The organism is Cytobacillus sp. FSL M8-0252 (genome assembly GCF_038007345.1).
Taxonomy (GTDB): Bacteria; Bacillota; Bacilli; order Bacillales; family Cytobacillaceae; genus Cytobacillus; species Cytobacillus kochii.
Window position 1 is genome coordinate 2,714,056 of sequence record NZ_JBBOWZ010000001.1, and the last position, 21,415, is coordinate 2,735,470.

The window sequence follows — 21,415 nt, forward strand, 5'->3', positions numbered from 1 at the left end:
ACCGTAGACAAACCCCAACTTTGCATTAAGCGAAGGTGGGGTTTTCTATTGTTGTCAAAGATTTTTCTTCTTTTTTAGGTTGGACATGACCCTCGCCATGTCCAGTTTGCCAATTTCTTAAGATTCATGGCAGCGAACGTAAGCATCGCCTGCATTGAAACTTTTTTAATACCTCTTAAGGTCGTCCAACGCATGCCATGCTTTTCTTTTGCGTCCGCAAAGACTCGTTCGATCGTTTCTTTACGTTTCGCATATAGAGTTTTATTACGTTCGGTATGTCTCAAATGATCTACTTCCTCTATGTACTCCTGCCATACATGTCTATGAATCATTTTGGTATGATTCTTACTTTGCGTACAACGTTCTAACAGAGGACAGTCTTTACATTCCAAAGGATTTGAAGCGTATTGTTTGTACCCGTCTCTTGTCGTCGTACGGTAAGATAGAATTTGTCCTTCGGGACATAGATAGGCGTCAAAATATTCATCGTAAACGTATTCGTATTTTCTAAGATATCCGTCTTTCGTTTTTGGACGTGTATAAGGCATAACAGGTCTGATGTCTTGGTCCATTAAGAATTTAGCGATGTGTGGTGTTTTATATCCTGCATCAACAGCGATAGAATGGGGCTTACCGACTTTATCTGTGACTTGAGTGACGAGTTTGTCCAACATCCGACTATCGTGAACATTCCCTCCGGTGACCAGTGACCCTAAGATAAACCCACGGGAGTCGCTCGCCGTATGAAACGAATACGCAAATAGTTTTTCGCGTTCATCTTTTACGTAATAACCACTTTCAGGATCTGTCGTGCTAACTTTTATTTCTTTTGACTCTTCTTTATTCTGCGGGGGGAAGGGCTTTTTTCCGTGTTTCTCACGATCGATATTAATCTCTTCATCTAACTGATTCTGATATGATCTCGTTTCGACTCGGGCTATTTTTTTTTCAAATTTCTTCTTATTAGCGTTCGCTTTTACATGAGTAGAATCAATAAAAGCAATGGATGGATCGACCAATCCCTTGGTCATCGCTTCTTTTAGAATGCGATAGAAAATTTGTTCAAATAGATCTGTATCGTGAAAGCGTCGTGCGTAGTTTTTACCGAAGGTTGAAAAATGAGGAATCTTCTCGGTGAACCCATAGCCAATAAACCATCGATAAGCCACGTTGGTTTCGATTTCCTTTATGGTTTGACGCATTGAGCGTATGCCGAAAAGGTATTGTATGAAGACCATTTTAATTAGAACAACGGGATCAACACTCGGTCGACCATTGTCTAAGCAATACTTATCTTTTACCAGATCATAAATGAATTCAAAGTCAATCGATTGTTCAACCTTCCTGACCAGATGATCATCTGGAACAAGTTGATCCAACGCAACCATTTCAATTTGATTTCTTCCATCTTCAACGTGTTTTGATAACATTTTATATCCCCCACAAAAAATCGATTCCATTCTATTATACAAAAAAAGCTTGTAGACTTGGTCTAATTCTTAGACTTTGTCTACAAGCTGAGGGATTGAACATTGTTCAATCCCTTTCTTATTGTTTTACATACCGATTTTTCTTATTTTTTTATTCGTATGATGCACATACTTGTCCTGATATCATAAGATATTAACGAATAAAAATTTCTTTCCCGCTAAAACCAGTTTGCTTCGCCTTGTGGCCCACCTAGTGACAAAGTCTGCTCGGTGGGCGAATTTATTAGTTTTCAATTTCAAACTCGTTTTATCTATCAAGCTTTTTCTCGTTTTTTTCAAAAAAAGCCAAAGTAATATGCTCACTTACTATCTTCTCGCCCACCAATTGAAAACGATTTTTTTTATAAAAATTGACTGCTGGTGTATTTTTAGTTGCTGTCGAAACCTTCAGTTTTTTTGACTTGTTTTCATTCTCAATAAAGTTTAATAGTGCTTGTGCAACTCCCTTTTTAAAAAAGTTTGGGTGGACCACTAAACGGCAAACCTCTATCACATGCCTATCAATATTGATTGATATAACCCCATATAACCGTTCTTCGCTGTAATAACCAAAAAAAGATTCCCCACAATTTTGCAGCGTTTCTATTGTCTCTTTTAATGGGGGTAAATCATATGAACCAATAATCGCCGCTTCTATTTTATATGCTGCGATTTGAATGGAGAACACCTCTTGAGCTGACTCAAAGTTAGTAATATCAATTGTTTTTATCATTTTACAAATCCCCCAGTCTTCCAACTCTTATGAAGCTTTCACATTGATTGATCATCTGTGGTGTGTATGGCCATTATATCATCAAGTTTTTAAACAAACGCTATAGTTAATATCAAATAACATCATATAAAATCTAGCCATAATCTGAATTTCTTTTCCTTCGATACTTGATTGTCTATAATAATAAAAAGTAATGAAAGGCGGAGAGGAAATTGGATATGTTAACAAAGTGGCTGAATAATGCACATGCAACAGTTGTTTTTACCGGGGCTGGTATGTCTACAGAAAGTGGGTTACCAGATTTCCGCTCATCTACAGGACTATGGAAGCAATTCGACCCAAAGCAATTAGCTAGTATTGACGCATTGAACAATCAACTCAGTGATTTTATGCAATTTTATCTAGAAAGAGTGAACAGTATACAGCTTGTAAAGCCTCATCAAGGGCATAGCATTCTTGCACAATGGGAAAAACAAGGGTTAATTGAAGGTATTATTACGCAAAATGTTGATGGTTTACATCAAGAAGCAGGTTCTACACATGTAGCAGAACTGCACGGTACATTAAAAAGATTTCACTGTCAAAGCTGTGGGGAGACAAAGGATAGGGAAGATTTTATAAAGCAACAAATCAAATGTCACTGTGGTGGTAAGATAAGACCGTCTATCGTATTATTCGGTGAGCAGTTACCAAATAAAGCTTTCGAAGATGCGTCGCATCTCTCTTCATTTTGCGACCTTTTTATTGTTTTAGGTTCCTCTCTTTCTGTAGCCCCAGCCAATCAATTTCCTTTAATCGCAAAAGAAGCAGGAGCAAAGTTAATAATCATTAATGAAGAATCAACCGATCTCGATCATTATGCTGACTTAGTCATTAATGAGAGGAAGATTGGAGAAGTATTATCCGCTGTGGATCAACAATTACATAGCATTTAATTTAAGAAAATTCGATATAACTTATTAAACGAGCGTTATACATTCTACTTTGTAATAAAAATCATTCGTTCATTCCTTCTATTCAGAACACGTTGTTTTACCTCGGTTAAGCTCATCTTCGCTTTTGGATTCATGTAGGCATATAATTAATTTTTTCTTCATTCTCATAGAGAACTTCCCCACTATCAAAATTGTCATATTTCCATCATTTCATTTCTAAAATGACTAAATTTTTCAGACGGTAACCACAACGATCAAAAAAAGCCTGATAACAATAGTTATCAGGCTTCCTCCCAAGTGGGGCTTAGGATCATATACTTACTATATTATGATTCTTTTCGTTCTGCATCTATTTTGTTAAATAATCTAACATGTTTTTTTATTTTCTTTGCATACGTTGGCTTAGGCTGAATCAAATGTCATCTAATGTTCATTCTCCGTTCAAATTAGCTAGATAGGATTGATTTTGAAGGAGATGAAACGAATAATGAAATCATTAAAAAAAATCGTGCAATTTTCCAGCAGTAAAAAAGGAGCTAAATGGGTCATATTCTTTTGGATCGTCTTTATGATCCTATTAAGTTTTACTGCACCTAGTTCGAAAGAATATGCTTCAAATAGTAGTGAAAGCAGTATATCTGGCAAAATGCCATCAGAAATCGCTCAAGACTTATACGAAGAAGAATATCCATCAGATGATGGATTAACTGCTTTACTCGTTTTCCACCGTGAAGGTGGTCTTAAAGTTGAAGATCGAGAAAAAATTACTTCTTTTAGTGAATGGTTAACAACTGATGACAAGCCAGAAGCATTTTCTTCTGTCCTCCCTTTTCATCAATTTAATGAATCTATACAAAATCAAATGTTTTCTAAAGATCAATCCACTTTAATTATAAATGCATCTTTAAAAGAAAATATAGATTCTGATGTCGCTAATCAGGCATTTGACTCTTTACGTAATCAATTCACACGGATGGGAGCAACAGATATTCAGTTCGAAATAACAGGACCAGCAGGTATATCCGCTGATACAGTGACCCTTTTTAAAAATGCAGACTTTGTGCTTATGATTACAACCATCTTACTAATATTCTTTTTACTGATGGTCATTTACCGTTCACCAATCATTGCAATCATACCAGTAATAATTGCCTTAATCGCATATGGTGTGATTGACCGCATCCTTGGTATAGCAGGAAAATGGGATTGGTTTACTGTCGATAGTGCCAGTATCTCTATTATGCTCGTCCTTCTATTTGCTGTCATAACTGATTATAGTCTTTTTATTTTTTCTAGGTATCGAAGTGAATTGAAGAAATATCCGTCTCATTATGAAGCGATGCACCATGCGGCTACACCTTTAGCTGAGCCTATTTTCTTTAGTGGCGGTACTATATTAATGGCAATGCTGACATTATTTTTTACTGTTTTTAAGCCCTATAATCATTTTGCACCAGTGTTTGCTGTAGCTGTCATATTAATCTTATTAGCAGGTTTAACCTTGATTCCCAGCATGTTTGCCTTATTTGGAAGAAAAGCCTTTTGGCCTTTTATTCCTCAAATGGATGCAGCAGATACTAATAAGCATCCGTTTTGGGAAAAAGCTAGTCAATTGATTGTGACATACCCAAAAAGAATGGCTGTTTTACTATTAATTATTTTTGGACTTAGTGCTTATCAATTCAGCACGATTAGTCCTTCTTATAATTTATTAAAATCGTTTCCCGAAGATTTATCCTCACGTGTAGGTTTCGAAATCTTAGAAGAGAACTATCCAGCCGGACAATTAGCGCCGTTAACAGTGTTAGTACATCAAGATCAAATTGCGACTAACAATGTTGCAGAAAATGTAGCAAGTTTGCAGGCGTTGGCAAAAAGTATAGAAGAAACAGAAGGAATATCAACTATTTCGCCTTCCATTACAGATGAGATGGTATCTGCACAAGTATCATTACCAAAAGGTTTTCAATCAGATTCTCTAAATAGTTTTTCCTTTCAAATTATACTAGATGATCACCCTTATGAACAATCGAGTATGGATACGGTGGAAAGCTTGTTGCAACAAAAAGATGAGTTAATGAAAAATGCTGGTTTTGATTCTGAAGAAACTCAACTATATTTAATCGGACAAACGGCTAAATTAGTTGATATCCAATCTATGAATCAACGGGATACTATCGTTTTGATAACACTTGTTACCCTACTGCTGATAGGGCTACTATCAATTCAAACCAAATCATTTAAATTGGCGTTCCTTATGGTAGCAACTATTTTACTATCTTATTTTGCCTCATTAGGCTTCAGTTGGTTGATATTTAAATACTTACTAGGGCTAGATGCCATCAGCTATCGAATACCCGTCTATACATTTGTTTTTATGGTAGCCCTTGGAATTGATTATAATATTATGTTGCTAGCAAGAATTAAGGAAAGAGCAAAAGAAGTTGAATGGATTCAAGCTGTGAAAGAAGGCGTGACGCTAACAGGTGGTGTCATCTCGTCTGCAGGGGTTATATTAGCAGCAACTTTTGCAGTGCTTATCACACAACCTCTACAGGAATTATATCTTTTCGGAATGACGATGGCTATTGGTATCTTACTGGATACTTTTGTTGTTCGTGGTTTCTTATTACCCACACTTCTTGTTTGGACTACTAAAAAGAGAAAGATTACTTCTAATTGTGAAGACACATTAAAAAAATAAAGTAGGTATATCTCTCCACACTTTGATGCAAACTAGTAGAAAAAGTAAGGAGGGACTTTCATGGGATTACTCAATGCTTTTAACGAGTGGCGTGAAACAAGATATGCTAATCACGTAGAGAAGATGAAAGATCTCGAAAAATGCCCTGATTGTCGTGGAAAGGGATTTCAATATTTTGCTGGTCAAGAATATATGTTTATGGACGACGATGCCTACTACTGTGCAAGCTGTAATGGCAGTGGTGAGTATGATATATGGGAAAGTAACCAAATTAAATGATATTCCTCCTGAATTTATTTAAATAGACAAACATAGGAAAACCATCTCCAGCATTATCTCTGGAGATGGTTTTTTATCGAAAATCTATTTCAATGATCATTACTTCTGATTGAGATCCTATACGTAGTGTTGGCCCCCATAATCCGAATCCTGAAGTAGTAAAAGAATGTAATTGCTCTTTTTGCATATAACCCCAATCATTCTCGAACAATTTCGCAGTAATTAAATTTGCTGGAAATAACTGCCCCCTGTGTGTATGACCAGATAATATCACATCTGCTCCAGCCACTTGTGCTTCTGTAATCTCATGAGGCTGATGATCTAATACAATAACGGGTAAATCTTTTGTTTTATTCGTAGCAATAAGTTCCTCTATGGTTTTTCTATTTGGGTTCGTTAAATCCTCTCTGCCAATTACTACAAATTGGTCATTTACAATTTCTGCTTCATCCATTAAATAATGAATACCGATTTCATTTAATTCCTTTTTCAACTGTTCATTATCACCACCATAATAATCATGGTTACCAGGAGAAGCAAAAACACCAAGTGGGGCTTCTAGTTTTGCCATCGTTTTATTCATTTCCTGTTCTACATATGGGGTAATATCATCATTAATAATATCACCAGGTATAAGAATAATATCAGGTTTCTCCTGGTTCGCTATTTTCACCAACTTTTCAAGATGATTATTTCCTATAATCGTACCCAGATGCAAATCTGCCGCTAATAAAACCTTTAACTTCCCTTCTTTTGCTTCTGTCGGTTGATCGATTGTTATTTGATAGTCTCTCACAATCGGAGTCCATGCATTATATGTACCATATACAAAGACAAACGTAAAAAACGCAACCATCGCCCACCCTGAGTAAGTGAAAAATTTAGCATTTTTCTTTGAAATAAAATAAAGCAAATTGATAATCGGTAATAGGAGAATACCATAGCCAACAATGACAAGCCAATATCCACCAATCCATTCAATGACCGGCAGATGAATCGCAAATCCAACAAAAAATGATATTGCAAGAAGAAAAACAACCACGATAAATGTTTTTTTGAATCGAAAAGAAAATGTTTTACTTAACCAACGCCATGTATTAAAGCCAATATAGTAACAAGTTAAGCCATAAATAAGTATCATTGTGATGCCAACGAACAATGTAAGCATATTTTTCCCCTTTACATTATGTATAAAGTATAGAACTGTAAAAAATATTATCAGAGACGTTTGTTGAAAACAACTAATTGCTTCTTAATTACAAAAATAATGTTAAATAACTTTATTACATATATAAAAAGAAAGAAGCCTCCACTTTTACTGTGAAGACTTTAAGGTGTGATTTGTTTTTTGATTTGCTGTAATTCTTTTAAAGATAAACCCTCTAAAGATTGTTTAATTTCTTTTGCAATTTCCTTCTTATGTCGTTCTTCATACTCATTCCACCACTGTCTCAGTCCTTCAGTAGAATCAAGAAGATAATCAAAGTCTATCTCCTCGACTGTTTCATCTGTTAAATAATTCATTACAGCTGCAAGCATAGAGTTGAGATGGTCGATTTCCTTACTATTATTTTCTTCCTTTTTAGCCATGTTTTCATACCCTTCATCTATTGTTAACGATAGTATGGTCGATTTAGCTTTTAATTAATAAATAAATAAAATAAGGTGCGCCAATTGCAGAAACGACTAAGCCAATTGGAATTTCTGAAGGTGCTAAAATGGTACGTGAAACAAGATCTGAAAAGAGTAGTAACACCGCACCGACTAACGCTGAAACAGGCAATAAAATTTCATTTCTTGGCCCTACGAGTTTTTTCGCTAGTTGAGGAGCCACTAAACCTAAGAATGAAATGCCTCCACCAACAGCCACACAAGAACCAGCTAGTCCAACAGCAAGTATTAATAACCATTTTCTTTGACGATTGACATTGACACCTAAGCCAGTAGACATCGCATCTCCTAGTGTAAGAACATTTAAATACCTCGCCTTGAATAACACAATGGGTAACAGCACAATTAACCATGGTAAAAGAGCATAAGTATAACTCCAACTCACCCCAGAAATATTACCCGATAACCAAACAGTTGCTTGTGTAAAGGAACGGGGGTCCATTTTTAATTGGAGGATAATAATTAAAGCAGAAAAAGCCGCATTAATACCTATACCTACTAAGATTAACCTTATAGGTGTAACACCAGAAGACTTTTTCCACGAGAAAATATAAATCAAAAATGCTGCAAGCAGCGCCCCACATAATGCAAATATAGGAAGAATAAACAGTTGTAATAACTCAGATTCAAATCTGATACCTTGTGTAAAAAAGATAAACAAAATTACAGCAAATCCAGCACCACTATTAATACCTAATATCCCCGGATCTGCTAGACCGTTTTGAGTCGCACTTTGTAATATCGCACCAGAAACAGCCATACCAATACCAATTAAAATGGCTAGAACAATCCTTGGTAAACGAAATTCGAAAAGAATTAAGTCATATTGACCAGGTGTAGAAGATAAAACACTATTGAAAATAGCAACGGGTGAAATAAAACTGGCTCCAAAGCTCAAACTAGCAATGAAGAGTAAAGCTAATAATATCGTTAGAAAGAATACAACCACTTTCCATTTTTGTTTCCTAGATTTATACATCATTATCTTCCCCCTTCCCTTCTTGCTAAATAAAGAAAGAAAGGTACGCCGATCAATGCCATGATGGCACCAACTGGTGTTTCAAAAGGAGGATTTATCATTCTCGCACCAATATCCGCTAACACAAGTAGTAGACCACCTAATACTGCTGAGCAAGGAATGATTAAGCGGTAATCTGTTCCAACTAAAAACCTAATCATATGTGGGATCACGAGCCCCACAAATCCAATCGTACCCGATATAGAAACTGCTGCTCCAGTTAAAAGCAAAACAACTATAAAACCAATTGTACGTATCAAACCTGTCTTTTGCCCTAGTCCGATAGCTACATCTTCTCCCATACTTAAAACAGTAATGGAACTGCTAATCATAATTGCTAGGATTATACTTATAATAAAAACAGGAATAGCAGGAACTACACTTTCCCACTGGATACCAGCCACACCACCTGCATACCAAAAGCTTAAATCTTTTGCGACATTAAAGTGAATAGCAATTGCAGACGAGATAGAACTTAAAAGAGCCGTAATAGCAGAACCTGCAAGAGCCAGTTTAACAGGAGTCAGCCCATTTCGTGATAGCATTCCGACACCAAAAACAAGCCCTGCTCCAATGCTTGCACCGATAAAAGCAGCAAACATAGTTCCAATTGGACTTAAAGTGGTAAATAAGGCTAAAGCAACTGCAATTGCAAATGTAGCGCCAGAGGTAACCCCCATTATAGATGGTGAAGCTAGTGGATTTCTTGTCATCCCTTGCATAATTGCTCCGGCAATGGCAAGTGCAGATCCAACTAGTGCTGCTGCCACTACTCGAGGCACCCTTAAATTCATAATAATTTGATGTGTCGTTTTAGACGGGTCATATGATACAACACTTTCCCATACAGTTGAAAGATTAATATTCACTGCACCAAAAGCAATGGAAGCAGCCATCGATAAACAAAGGATGATTGTACCAAATGTGACGATCATAATCGCAAAAAAACGATTTCTACTCGTGTTTGTTCCATTAAGTAAAGCCATTATGTATCTCTCTTTCATCAAGTTGTGCAAGAAATATCTTGTAATCGATAGTGATAATTGTTATCATTTGCATAGGCTAATTATATCATAGTTCATTTAGGAGGTTAACATCTTGTTTTCATTTCACAAGAAAAAAAACTTATTATTAATTGCTACAATTACAACATCTCTTGCCCTTTTTGGTTGTGGTAATGAGGATGCTGAAAATAGTAACAATGACTCAAACCAAGCAGCTGAGCAAACCGAGGATCGTGTATTAACTGATGCATTAGGAAACGAAGTAACAATTCCTGCTAATCCTGAACGAGTAGTTGCTACATACTTAGAAGATCATCTTGTCGCTTTAGGCATTACACCTATTGTACAATGGTCAGTTGCTAACGGCAAACAAGAATACCTTCAAGAATATTTAAAAGATGTACCTACGATCGCTCATGATTTACCTTTAGAAGCGGTATCTAGTCAAAATCCAGATTTAATCATTATGGATGGAGCAGGTATGGTTGAAGGTGGTAAATATGATCAATATGCGAAAATTGCGCCAACTTACGTGATTGGTGAAGAAGAAAATAGTGATTGGCGTACAGAACTTGAAACAGTTGGTAAAATCTTCGGTAAAGAAGATAAGGCAACTGAAGTTCTTAAAGAGTACGAAGATAAAGCAGCACAAGTTGAAGAAGAGCTACAAAAAGATCATGCTGGTGAATCTGCTGCAGCTATTTGGTTAGTGAATAACAGTTTATTTGTCGTAAGCAAGGATCTTTCTGCAGGTGATGTAATTTATAATGATCTAGGTATGGCAGTTCCTTCTGTCGTTGAAGAAATTTCAGCAGATGCTACTGGGAACTGGTCTGCGATTTCTTTAGAAAAATTAGCAGATATGGATGTGGACCACCTATTCTTTATTAATAGTGATGGTGAAGGAGCAGAAGTCTTATCTGACCCTTTATGGGCAAATATTCCGGCAGTAAAAAATGAGAATGTGTATGAATTCTCTAGAGACACAGGGTGGTTATACACTGGAACGATAGCGAATACACAAATCATTGAAGATGTGGAAGAAACTATTCTTAATAAATAAGACAAGCAAAAAGGCTAAGTTTTCCTTTTGGAATCTTAGCCTTTTTGCTTGTCTTATGCCACGTGATCATGTCCACCTTGTTTATTATGATAAATATGAACAAAAAATGTGATAACGAAGGCTGCAATGATAATACTAAAAAATAATATATGTCCAATCTCTATATGGAACACACTTAATAACATTTTAATTGCAATGATTCCAATAAGAATAAAAGCTGTTGTCTCTAACTCAGGAATCTTATCAATTAGCACTAAAAATAACTTAGCTACTGTACGCATCATTAAAATACCAAGCATACCTCCAATTAACAAAATCCATACTTTATCTGAAACAGCAAAGGCAGCCAATATACTATCTACAGAAAAAGCTAAATCCATTAACTCTACTGAAATAACCGTTCCCCAAAAAACACCAAAAGTACGAATCATCCAACTGTCTTTCTTTACTCCGTCGATATCTTCTTCAGGGGTTTTAAACCAAAATTGTTTAATCACTAAATAAGCTAAATAAGCAGCTCCAAGTACTTTAATCCACCAAAATTTAATCAGCCACATACCTAAACCGATAAATAAAAATCTGAAAAAATAAGCGCCAATTAAGCCATAAGTAAGTGCTTTTTTTTGCTGCTCCTTCGGCAAATGCTTAACCATAACGGCTAATACCAATGCATTATCAGCTGATAATAGACCTTCTAGGACAATGAGTGTGCCTATATAACCCCAAGAAACAGGATCTGTAAGAACCTCTTTCCACATTGACCAATCAAAAAATGATGCATAGGTGGATAACAACTGATTTAATACTTCCATTGACAAGACTCCTTTAAATGAATTGAACCTATTATACTCTTCTATTATATCAAATAGATTCGCTACCCGAAAGTTTCGTTAATCTAACAAAATATTTTTCATTTCCTCTCATAAAGTATGAGCAAAAATAATTCTTTTTAATATAATAATTAACAGAAATGGTTACAAACTTTTGCACCCTATAAGATGTACGGGTATATTCAAGACCTTTCATAGTTGAAGCATGAAGTTTAACAGTAGTTTGTCTAGCATCACGACAATTTATCGCTTCATTAAAAAGCGATGCAGAGGTGAAGCCGATGAGTCTAGGTAAATCTTTTAATCAATGGAAAAATGCACGAGAACATAAACATTTAGAAAAGATGAAACGAAGTAATAGATGCCCAGAATGCTACGGACAAGGCTTTTTATTATATCCTAGCCTTATGTACTCCCTACATTCTGATACACTCTTTTGTCCAGGATGCGAAGGAAGTGGTCGTTTCAATGATTGGGTGACTATTCAAGAAAGAGAAAAGCACACAGAGGATGAACAAGTCGAATAACGAAACTTCTACTGAGCAACACAAGTCGAATGTTGAGTGCCTTTAATTATTTGGCAAAGAGTTTTGTATAAGTTACTGCCATTGCCTTTAACTGGAAAGCGTGAATGGACAGAGAAAAGGATGTTTTTCAGCTATATATTCCCATTTCATTATCGAAGTATGCACACATACTCTTTTTAGCTCTGCTCTAATTACTAGGTAACACATTCTCCTCACGCAATATCAATTAATTTTCAATATCAGTATAGAACAATAGACCAATCAAAAAGCCCTCTCCTAAAAATGAAGGAGAGGGCTTAAAAAAGCTTATACTGTTTTCCAATCAGCAGCGAACTTTTCCATCCCTTGATCTGTCAATGGATGCTTCGTTAACTGCTCAATTACTTTATACGGAATTGTCGCAATATGAGCGCCTGCTAATGCAGCTCTTGTGACATGATCCGGATGTCTAACAGATGCAGCAATAATTTGAGCATCTATTTGATGAATACGGAATAACTCAGCAATTTTAGCAACAAGGTTAATCCCGTCTTCTGAGATATCATCAAGTCTGCCTAAGAATGGTGAAACATAAGTAGCACCAGCTCTTGCAGCAAGTAATGCTTGGTTCACAGTAAAGATTAATGTGACGTTTGTTTTAACACCTTTTTTGGATAAATATCTTGTTGTTTCGAGGCCAGCCATTGTCATTGGCACTTTAATAGTAATGTTCTTATCACCATTATTTATCTTAATCAGTTCCTCAGCCTCTGCAATCATTTGTTCAGCTGTTTCTGCGGAAGGAGTGACCTCAGCAGATACTGATTCTAATTCTGGAACAGCTTGAAGAATTTCCTCAATTCTTGTTTCAAACTTAATCCCTTCTTTAGCTACAAGTGAAGGGTTAGTTGTCACGCCTGAAAGGACACCTAACTTGTATGCTTGTTTAATTTCATCTAAATTTGCTGTATCTATGAAAAATTTCATTGTAAAATACCTCCCTTTCTAGCTTCCTTTAACATTATACCATACTAAAGCTGGTAATCGTTTCTAGTTTCATTTGTTACTTTTCCATCCAATTAGTATGATACGTTCCTTCTTTATCTACTCGCTGATACGTATGTGCTCCAAAATAGTCTCTTTGTGCTTGCAGTAGATTAGCTGGTAATGTTGCCGTTCTATAGCTATCATAATAAGCAATAGCACTCGAGAATGCAGGTACAGGAATACCTTGTTCAATAGCAATAGAAAGAACTTTTCTTAATGAAGACTGGTAGCTTTCAACAATTCCCTTAAAATATGGATCCAATAGTAAATTTGCTAATGCTGGTTCACGATCATAAGCATCTTTAATTTTTTGTAAGAATTGGGCACGAATGATACAACCTCCGCGGAAAATCATGGCAATATCGCCATATTTTAAATCCCAATTCTTTTCATCAGACATTGCGCGCATTTGAGCAAACCCTTGTGCATAGGAGACAATTTTACTCATATATAATGCTTGTCTAACAGCTTCTATTAATTCCGCACGGTCTCCACTATAGGTGTCTTCTTTAGGTCCTGCAAGAATCTTGCTAGCATGAACTCTTTCTTCCTTCATTGCGGAAATGAACCTTGCAAATACAGATTCTGTAATAATCGGGAGGGGTACCCCAAGATCTAAAGCATTTTGACTTGTCCATTTACCTGTCCCTTTTTGACCCGCTTTATCGAGAATCACATCAACAAGTGGTTTGCCAGTTTCGTCATCTACTTTTGTAAAGATATCAGCTGTAATTTCAATTAAATAGCTATCTAACTCACCCTTGTTCCATTCTGCAAATGTCTCATGAAGTTCATTCGCTTCTAAACCAAGTACATGTTTGAGGATAAAATAAGCTTCAGAAATCAACTGCATATCACCATATTCAATCCCATTATGAACCATTTTCACATAATGACCAGCCCCATTTGGACCAATGTATGTACAGCAAGGATCGCCATTTACTTTAGCAGAAATAGCTTCAAAAATTGGTTGTACAAGGTCAAATGCTTCCTTCTTACCACCTGGCATGATTGAAGGTCCTTTTAAAGCTCCTTCTTCACCACCAGAAACGCCTGTACCAATAAAATGGTAGCCTTCTTCTGCTAATTCTTGATTACGGCGAATGGTATCTTCAAAATATGTATTACCACCGTCAATTAAGATATCGCCTTTTTCAAGATATGGCTTTAGCGATTCAATTGTCGCATCTGTCGCTGCACCCGCTTTAACCATTAACAAGATTTTTCTTGGTGTTTCGAGTGATTGAACAAAATCTTCAATAGTTTTAGCACCAGTAAAGTTCTTGCCCTTTGCTTCATTTTGTAAGAATGCTTCTGTTTTTTCATTAGAACGGTTAAAAACAGCTACTGAGAAGCCACGACTTTCTATATTCAAAGCAAGGTTTTTCCCCATTACTGCTAATCCAATAACACCTATTTGTTGTTTACTCATTTAATTGGTCCTTTCGTCTTTCATTTTTTCTTGACTGATACTTTAGTCAAGAATAGAATAACCCTCATCTGTGATTATACAAAACGATAAGGGTGATTACAATCAATCCTATTATTGAACAAACTGTGTGAACTTTCTCACTATATCACTCTAATGATAGTATAGTTCCATACCGTTTGAGTCTCCATTGACAATGAATTTCTTCATTAAATCCGATAGAATCATACTATATACCGTGCCATTGCCGCCATATGTGAGAAGATAATAGGCGTTTGAGTAATTCGGATGTCGTTTGATCATAGGTAAGCCATTATGAGTCTCTCCAAAAAAGCCTGTCCAGTAATAGACAGGTTCTAATTTACCCTCTAACGTGGGGAATAACAAAAATAATTGTTTTAATAATTGATCCCTTTTCTGGACTAACATCCCATCTCTTTTTTTAGAGTCTGAAGTTTTCTCATCAAGACCTCCAATAATGATTCTTTTATCTAATGTACGGCGCAAATATAAATATGGTCTGGCAGTTTCCCAAATTAACATATCTTCTGGCCATTGATAATCAACTGGGTTAGTAGCTAAAGCGTATGAGCTTACAATCATTCCGTTCTTTTCAGCTATATCACTCTGCGCTTCATACCCTGTAGCATAAATTACATATTTCGTTTCAATTACGTTTTTATTATCAGTATATAATTCGACCGTATTTTTCCCCCATTTTTGACCTACAATTTCACTTTCTTCAAAAACGTCCACCCCTTTTTTACTAGCCGCACTTAGTAAATAGTGAACATTTTTAAATATATTAATCTCAGCGTCTCCTTCAGTAACAATGGCACCTTCTTTTTCAAAGGACCAACTATCTCTCATATCTCTCCTTGACAAAAAGCGCACAGGAAACTGATGTGCTTGTAAATTGGCAAACTCTTTTTTCAGCATTGTTATATCTTCACTTTTAGAAGCAAAATATAAGCTTTTTCTTTTTAAAAAATCGGGATTATCTTCTAAAGTAGGCAAAATGGTGTTTTCATAATTAGATATTGATCGAAAGCAGTTCTGTAAATGCATTTTCGCTTTCCTTATGCCAAAAGAGTTAATATAAGATGTAAATGATTTATCATTACTAAATTGTAGTAATCCAGTATTTGCCGAGGAACTACCCATACCGATTTTTCGTTTATCAATGACGATTGTTCGGATGTTTTCTTTCGCTAATTGGTAAGCAAGAAAAGCCCCACTCGAACCACTGCCAATGATACACACGTCACATTTCTTATTCTCTTGCAAGCAGCCATACTTTTTCACGTTGTTCATAGTAATGGGCCAATATAATTTGCCAGTTTTTAAATTCATTGTCATTATCCTTTCATCAACCTATAGAAGGTCATGACATTACTTTCCCCATAAAATATGTATAAGAAACATGATAAGAAAGAAAGTAATGACAAAGAATGGCCATGTCATTACTCATTTACGAAGCTTTTCTATTATGAGATGGCAATAGCGTTAATTTGGTTTTTCTTCTTATATGAGCAACAAAATAGAGCAGAAAGATAACGACGGCGAGTAAAGAAGATAGGATGTACATAAAACCGTATCCCTTTTCGTTTGCAGCAATACCAAGCAATAATGCGCCCATTGCTAAACCCATATCCATAAAACTTAAGCTCATGGCATTAGCCGTCGCTCTTTTTTCTTTTGGTACGAGTCTAACAGCCCAAGCTTGGAATGTCGGTTGCATGACACCATATGCAATGCCATAAAAAACAGCGGCAATAAATAATGTTGAAACACCTTTTGCAAATGCAATCAGTAACAACCCGATAAATGCTGCAATTGTTGCGCTATATATTAAATAAGCATGTCCAAAGCGATCGAAAATCTTCCCTGAAAATGGGCGAATGATAATGAGCATCGCCACTAAGATGAGAAAGAATAAAGAGGTTTGTTCCCCAACCCCAATAGAACTTCCTAAGCCTTCAATAAAATTCACCACTCCAGCAAACGTAAAATAAAATAATAATACTAAAAAACATGGTAAAAAAGCGCGTGAATCAAAAGCGGATTCAACTATTGACAATTTACTAACTGTCTGCTGATTTATGTTTTGAGAAGTTTTAAGCGCCAGACTACCAATTGTAATCACTATAATAAGAATAAGAGAAAAGTACAAAACGGATTCAAATGAATAGACATTAATCATTGAAATAGCTAAAAAAGGTCCGCTTGTTGTACCTACACTAGTAGCTAACCCAAAATAACCGATTCCTTCACCTAAACGGTGGTCAGGAATTAAATTTGTGGTTATAGTTGCTAATAAAGTAGTAATAAAACCGAAAGCAATTCCTTGTAGTATGCGAAGGATAGTGAATAGAACGATAGAGTTTGTGAATGTTGTCACAAAAATAAACACCAACATACCTATTAAAGATAGAATTAATAACGCTTTTTGATTCAAATACCGTAAGCAAAATCCTAAGAAAAGTCTAGATATAACAGCAGCAATCATAAATGCTGTAGTCATTAACCCTCCATACGTCGGGTTATCACTTAATGCAGTAACATAGATTGGAAATCCCCCTAACAAGGATTGTAAACTTAAAAAAAATAAAAAAGTAAGCATAAGGGCCATGATATACTGTCTGGTCCAAAGCTTGCCTTCTAACGTGTGCATGTTCAACCTTCTTCCTCAAAAAAATGAATATATTATATTTCGACTATCTAAGCAATTATAGCTTAAAATCCTCCAATAAAGTATGATCATTTTACTTATTTTTTTGTCGAAATAAAGTGAAAATTTTTTATTGTTTATGTAAGCGTTTTCATATATACTAAGTATTAGGCGGATAGCAAGTGTGGCTATCAACGTACTTGGCGAAGGTGGGGCCGGTATATTCAATGGTGATCATTTTATTTAGTACATATATAAAGGTTGTGATTAAGCTTGAAAAGAACTAACTTTTCGTATTTTGTTAAGAATAATGAATTTAACCTACAAGCCTACATCAATTATTTATTGTTGAAATATCATTCATCCACTATTCAAATTCAGTCGCATTCTCATCAGACGAAACTTTAATAGCTTAATAATCAAAGCCTATACTAAAAGGTTACCATTACACTTTTTGTAGGGAAATGGATACGTAAAGATGAATGGTTAAACAACATATCCCCCAGTAAAAATCACAGCCATCCGCCATTGGCTGTGATTTTTCATTGTTTAATGGTCTATTTTGAATTTGATTGTTTCTCCATCAACATCAAGATTTTGTCATTTCTTCAACTTCTGCTAATGTAATGGTCTGGACAAGTAAAGATTCTTGTACAAGCGCCGAAAACTTCTCTAACGCACTTAAAACCCTTTCATTGCCAAACATTGTTAGATGAATACGTAGTTCAACCGCTAACCCCTGCTTTTTTCGAGTGTTTTGCACTTCTCTAATTACTTCCCTCACTAACCCTTCCTGCAAAAGCTCTTCTGTTAATCCGATATCCAGTAGGACCGTACAATCTTTTCCTTCCGCAAATCTATATGGGTGTTTTGCTTTTTTCTCTACTAACACATCCTCATTTTCTAAAAAGAGCATTTCTCCATTTTTCTCTATGTTTAATATTCCATCCATCAGTAACCTATCTTTTTCATGGACCGTTAATCCTTTTATTACTTGCTCAATCATTTTTACTCTTTTACCGAATTTTTTGCCGGCAATTGCGTAATTAACTTTTAACTCAATCATCATGAATTTATTTACATATTTTTCATAAACAATGTCTTTTACATTTGTTTCATCTTTTATAATCTGTTCATAGGGTGACAAATTAACCTTCCCATTAACAGCACTTACGATTAATGTTTGAAGTGGCTGCTTTGTTTTGATATTAGCTGACATCCTGATCGATCTAGTGAGTTCAACAATTTGTCGAATAGCTTTCATTTCCGATTCTAATTGGATGATAGTCTTCATTTTCTCTTGTTTAGGGTAGTCAGTTAGATGAACACTACTGCCGACTAATTGTAAGTGAATCTCATCGGTGACGAACGGCATAAAGGGTGCAAATAATCGTGTTGATTGCTGAAGCACTTCGTAAAGAGTTGTATACGCTGCCCTTTTGTCGTGATCTAACCCTTCCTTCCAGAATCTTTGCCGTGATCGTCTTACATACCAATTACTCACATCATCCAAAAATTCTGCCAGTAATTTAGCACTTTTAAAAAAGTCATAACGCTCTAACCCTTCTCTTACCTCCGCAATCGTATGATGCAATCTTGAAAGTATCCATTGGTCAATGAGTGCAAATTCCTTGACTCGATGTTGCCTGAAGTCAAAGCCATCTATCTTTGCATACATATCATAGAAGGAAAAAACATTCCTCAACGTATCTACTATTTTTGATTTTGCTTGTTGAACGGTTTTTTTAGAAAATCGCTTATTATTCCAAGGGGCACTATCACTAAGAAGAGCCCATCTTAATGCATCTGCGCCAAACTCTTCAATCAACGATGTAGGATTTAGAGCATTCCCTTTGCTCTTAGACATTTTTTGTCCTTGTTCATCTAATATATGGCCAAGAGATAAGACATTTTTATACGGTGCAACACCTTTGTATAGGGTGGATACGGCCAGTAAACTGTAGAACCATCCTCTCGTTTGATCCACTCCTTCTATTACAATATCTGCGGGAAATTGTTCTTTAAATGGCGTGGTCTGTTCGAAAGGATAATGATATTGGGCATATGGCATTGAACCACTATCAAACCATACATCAATGACCTCTTTCTCTCGCTTCATTTCACCACCACAAGAACATCTCAAATGAATACGGTCAACATAAGGTTTGTGCAGATCGATGCGATCATCTACTTTTTCAATCGCTCTTTCTTTTAATTGTGCAATGGAACCTGGGGCACTTTCTAATCCGCATGTTTGACAAGTCCATACATTTAACGGCGTTCCCCAAAAACGATTTCTTCCAATATTCCAATCAACAAGTTGGTCAAGAAAGTGACCGAATCGACCATTCTTCATATGCGTTGGGTACCACTCAACCATTTGATTATTGTCTATCATTTTTTCTTTAACATCAGTTGTTCGAATGAACCATCCTTCCATCGCATAATAAATCAGTGGATTGTCACACCTCCAGCAATACGGATAACTGTGCTCATACTTCCTCTTGCTATAAAGTAGATTTTGCTGTGCTAACATTTGAATGATTGTTACATCACTTTCTTTCACTCTCTTATTTGCTAGCGGGGCAACTTGTTGAACATACCTCCCTTTCTCATTCACGACTTGAAGAAAATCTAATCCATTTTCTTTTACAGCTTGGTAATCATCTTCACCATGTGCAGGGGCAATATGGACTAACCCAGTTCCTGAATCATCCTTTACGAAATCCGCAGCAATTACAATATGCCCCTTGTTGAGCGGAACAAATGAAAATGGTGCTACATACTTTATACCTATTAATTCTTCACCTCGTATAAACTCGATAACTTTGTAACCTTCTTTAAGTACTGTTGAAACCAAGCTTTCTGCAACAATCAATCGTTCATTATTTTGCTCGACTTTCACATAACGTAGCTTAGGGTTTACCGCTACAGCTACATTTCCCGGTAACGTCCAAGGGGTTGTTGTCCAACAAAGTAAGTATTCATTTTCAGCCACTTTAAATTTAACTGTTGCTGAAAGGTCATGCACATCTTTATATCCTTGTGCGACTTCATGCGAGCTTAGGGACGTTTCACAATGAGGACAATACGGGACAACTCGATGCCCTTTATATAAACGCCCACCTTGATGAATGTGTGACAATATATGCCAAACTGATTCAATATACTCATTATCGAGAGTTATATAGGGGTTATCCATATCCACCCAATAGCCCAATAGCTCAGTAAACTGTCGCCATTCTTTTTCATATGTGAATACACTTTTCTTACACTCTGCGATAAATGCTTCTACACCAAATGCTTCAATATCCTCTTTGCTATGCAATTGTAATTTCTTTTGTACTTCAAGTTCTACAGGGAGCCCATGTGTGTCCCACCCTGCTTTTCTTAAAACTTGATGTCCCGTCATTGTTTTATAACGGGCAACAAAATCTTTTATCGTTCGACCAAGTGCATGACCAGCATGTGGCATACCATTTGCTGTTGGCGGGCCTTCATAAAAAACAAAGGATGGCGCCTCTTGCCTTTGCTGTATGGACTTTTGAAATATCCGTGTTTCTTTCCAATAATCAGAAATCTTCCTCTCCTTTTCCACATCTCGTTCTTTCATTTGTAAAGACCCCTTTCGATATCCATTCATATACGAAAAAAAACTCGATTCCTATACGTAGAATCGAGTTAAAATATCCCCTCTAAAAAACAAAAAAACCAACTGTAGTGGTTTGTATTTGCTCTCACTACGTACCATCATACGCGTCCAGGTTATCGGTTGGATGCCGTCAAAGCTTAGTTTCACTTCAGCTTTGCTTCTCAGAGAGGATTTTCATTGTGGTCTTAACGTCAGCCTCTCAGCAAATGGCTAACTCTCTTTGGATAAGATGTGCACAACTACTCTTTCTCGTCAACGAATTGAATAGAATTTAATTAATATGAAAGTATCATATGTTAATAATTATGAATTGTCAATAGAAATAAATATTTTATCATTGCAGGATGAAGAGAAGTAACCTATTATAATAATTATTAATAAAAACATGTTAAATAGACAATAAA

Annotated in this window: 17 protein-coding genes; 5 read left to right on the top strand and 12 right to left on the bottom strand. The window is 36.0% G+C overall.

Annotated features, from left to right (window positions below):
• Positions 1–74: 74 nt before the first annotated feature.
• Together MKX83_RS13680 and MKX83_RS13685 are read right to left on the bottom strand one after the other, a co-directional pair.
• Positions 75–1,430, bottom strand: coding sequence for an IS1182 family transposase (locus MKX83_RS13680; RefSeq protein ID WP_191817413.1), 1,356 nt, complete (start codon positions 1,428–1,430; stop codon positions 75–77).
• Between the two features lie 307 nt (positions 1,431–1,737).
• The gene (locus tag MKX83_RS13685; protein ID WP_095373038.1) at positions 1,738–2,202 is read right to left on the bottom strand and encodes a GNAT family N-acetyltransferase; all 465 of its coding nucleotides are present in this window, start codon (positions 2,200–2,202) and stop codon (positions 1,738–1,740) included.
• Positions 2,203–2,420: 218 nt separating this feature from the next.
• Between MKX83_RS13685 and MKX83_RS13690 the strand changes: the two genes are divergently transcribed.
• The 3 genes from MKX83_RS13690 (at position 2,421) to MKX83_RS13700 (ending at position 6,120) form a co-directional block, all read left to right on the top strand.
• Positions 2,421–3,137 carry an NAD-dependent deacylase gene (locus tag MKX83_RS13690; protein ID WP_341058632.1) on the top strand — a complete coding sequence of 239 codons (717 nt, stop codon included), beginning with the start codon at positions 2,421–2,423 and terminating at the stop codon, positions 3,135–3,137.
• Between the two features lie 487 nt (positions 3,138–3,624).
• Positions 3,625–5,841, top strand: a complete 2,217-nt coding sequence (locus MKX83_RS13695) for an MMPL family transporter (RefSeq protein ID WP_341055873.1) — start codon at positions 3,625–3,627, stop codon at positions 5,839–5,841.
• Positions 5,842–5,901: 60 nt separating this feature from the next.
• Positions 5,902–6,120, top strand: coding sequence for a methionine aminopeptidase (locus MKX83_RS13700; RefSeq protein ID WP_095373037.1), 219 nt, complete (start codon positions 5,902–5,904; stop codon positions 6,118–6,120).
• A 73-nt stretch (positions 6,121–6,193) separates the two neighbouring features.
• Here MKX83_RS13700 and MKX83_RS13705 read toward each other — a convergent pair whose 3' ends face one another.
• The 4 genes from MKX83_RS13705 to MKX83_RS13720 all read right to left on the bottom strand — a co-directional run bounded on the left by MKX83_RS13705 (position 6,194) and on the right by MKX83_RS13720 (position 9,795).
• A complete protein-coding gene (locus tag MKX83_RS13705; protein ID WP_340975249.1) occupies positions 6,194–7,288 on the bottom strand; it encodes a metallophosphoesterase in 1,095 nt (364 codons plus the stop codon).
• A 161-nt stretch (positions 7,289–7,449) separates the two neighbouring features.
• Positions 7,450–7,710, bottom strand: a complete 261-nt coding sequence (locus tag MKX83_RS13710; RefSeq protein ID WP_289433941.1) for a hypothetical protein — start codon at positions 7,708–7,710, stop codon at positions 7,450–7,452.
• A 43-nt stretch (positions 7,711–7,753) separates the two neighbouring features.
• Entirely contained in the window at positions 7,754–8,770 is a 1,017-nt protein-coding gene (locus MKX83_RS13715) for a FecCD family ABC transporter permease (protein ID WP_370873273.1), read from the bottom strand.
• Positions 8,771–8,772: 2 nt separating this feature from the next.
• Complete coding sequence (locus tag MKX83_RS13720) at positions 8,773–9,795, bottom strand: FecCD family ABC transporter permease (RefSeq protein WP_370873264.1); 1,023 nt, start codon at positions 9,793–9,795, stop codon at positions 8,773–8,775.
• A 109-nt stretch (positions 9,796–9,904) separates the two neighbouring features.
• On the opposite strand from MKX83_RS13720, the gene MKX83_RS13725 reads away from it, so the two are divergent.
• Complete coding sequence (locus MKX83_RS13725) at positions 9,905–10,876, top strand: ABC transporter substrate-binding protein (protein WP_370873272.1); 972 nt, start codon at positions 9,905–9,907, stop codon at positions 10,874–10,876.
• A gap of 53 nt (positions 10,877–10,929) precedes the next feature.
• Here MKX83_RS13725 and MKX83_RS13730 read toward each other — a convergent pair whose 3' ends face one another.
• Positions 10,930–11,688, bottom strand: coding sequence for a TerC family protein (locus tag MKX83_RS13730; protein ID WP_095373031.1), 759 nt, complete (start codon positions 11,686–11,688; stop codon positions 10,930–10,932).
• Positions 11,689–11,987: 299 nt separating this feature from the next.
• Here MKX83_RS13730 and MKX83_RS13735 point away from each other — a divergent pair, with 299 nt between their 5' ends.
• Entirely contained in the window at positions 11,988–12,233 is a 246-nt protein-coding gene (locus MKX83_RS13735) for a methionine aminopeptidase (protein WP_095373030.1), read from the top strand.
• A 306-nt stretch (positions 12,234–12,539) separates the two neighbouring features.
• On the opposite strand, the gene fsa is transcribed toward MKX83_RS13735, so the two are convergent.
• The 5 genes from fsa to ileS form a co-directional block, all read right to left on the bottom strand.
• Complete coding sequence (gene fsa / locus MKX83_RS13740; RefSeq protein WP_095373029.1) at positions 12,540–13,199, bottom strand: fructose-6-phosphate aldolase; 660 nt, start codon at positions 13,197–13,199, stop codon at positions 12,540–12,542.
• Positions 13,200–13,275: 76 nt separating this feature from the next.
• A complete protein-coding gene (gndA, locus tag MKX83_RS13745) occupies positions 13,276–14,691 on the bottom strand; it encodes an NADP-dependent phosphogluconate dehydrogenase (RefSeq protein ID WP_341055890.1) in 1,416 nt (471 codons plus the stop codon).
• Between the two features lie 150 nt (positions 14,692–14,841).
• Positions 14,842–16,041 (bottom strand): NAD(P)/FAD-dependent oxidoreductase, encoded by a 1,200-nt coding sequence (locus MKX83_RS13750; RefSeq protein WP_341055892.1) that lies wholly within the window; start codon positions 16,039–16,041, stop codon positions 14,842–14,844.
• Between the two features lie 118 nt (positions 16,042–16,159).
• Entirely contained in the window at positions 16,160–17,362 is a 1,203-nt protein-coding gene (locus tag MKX83_RS13755; RefSeq protein WP_341055897.1) for an MFS transporter, read from the bottom strand.
• 586 nt (positions 17,363–17,948) lie between these two features.
• The gene (ileS, locus tag MKX83_RS13760) at positions 17,949–20,972 is read right to left on the bottom strand and encodes an isoleucine--tRNA ligase (RefSeq protein WP_341055900.1); all 3,024 of its coding nucleotides are present in this window, start codon (positions 20,970–20,972) and stop codon (positions 17,949–17,951) included.
• Positions 20,973–21,415: the final 443 nt, after the last annotated feature.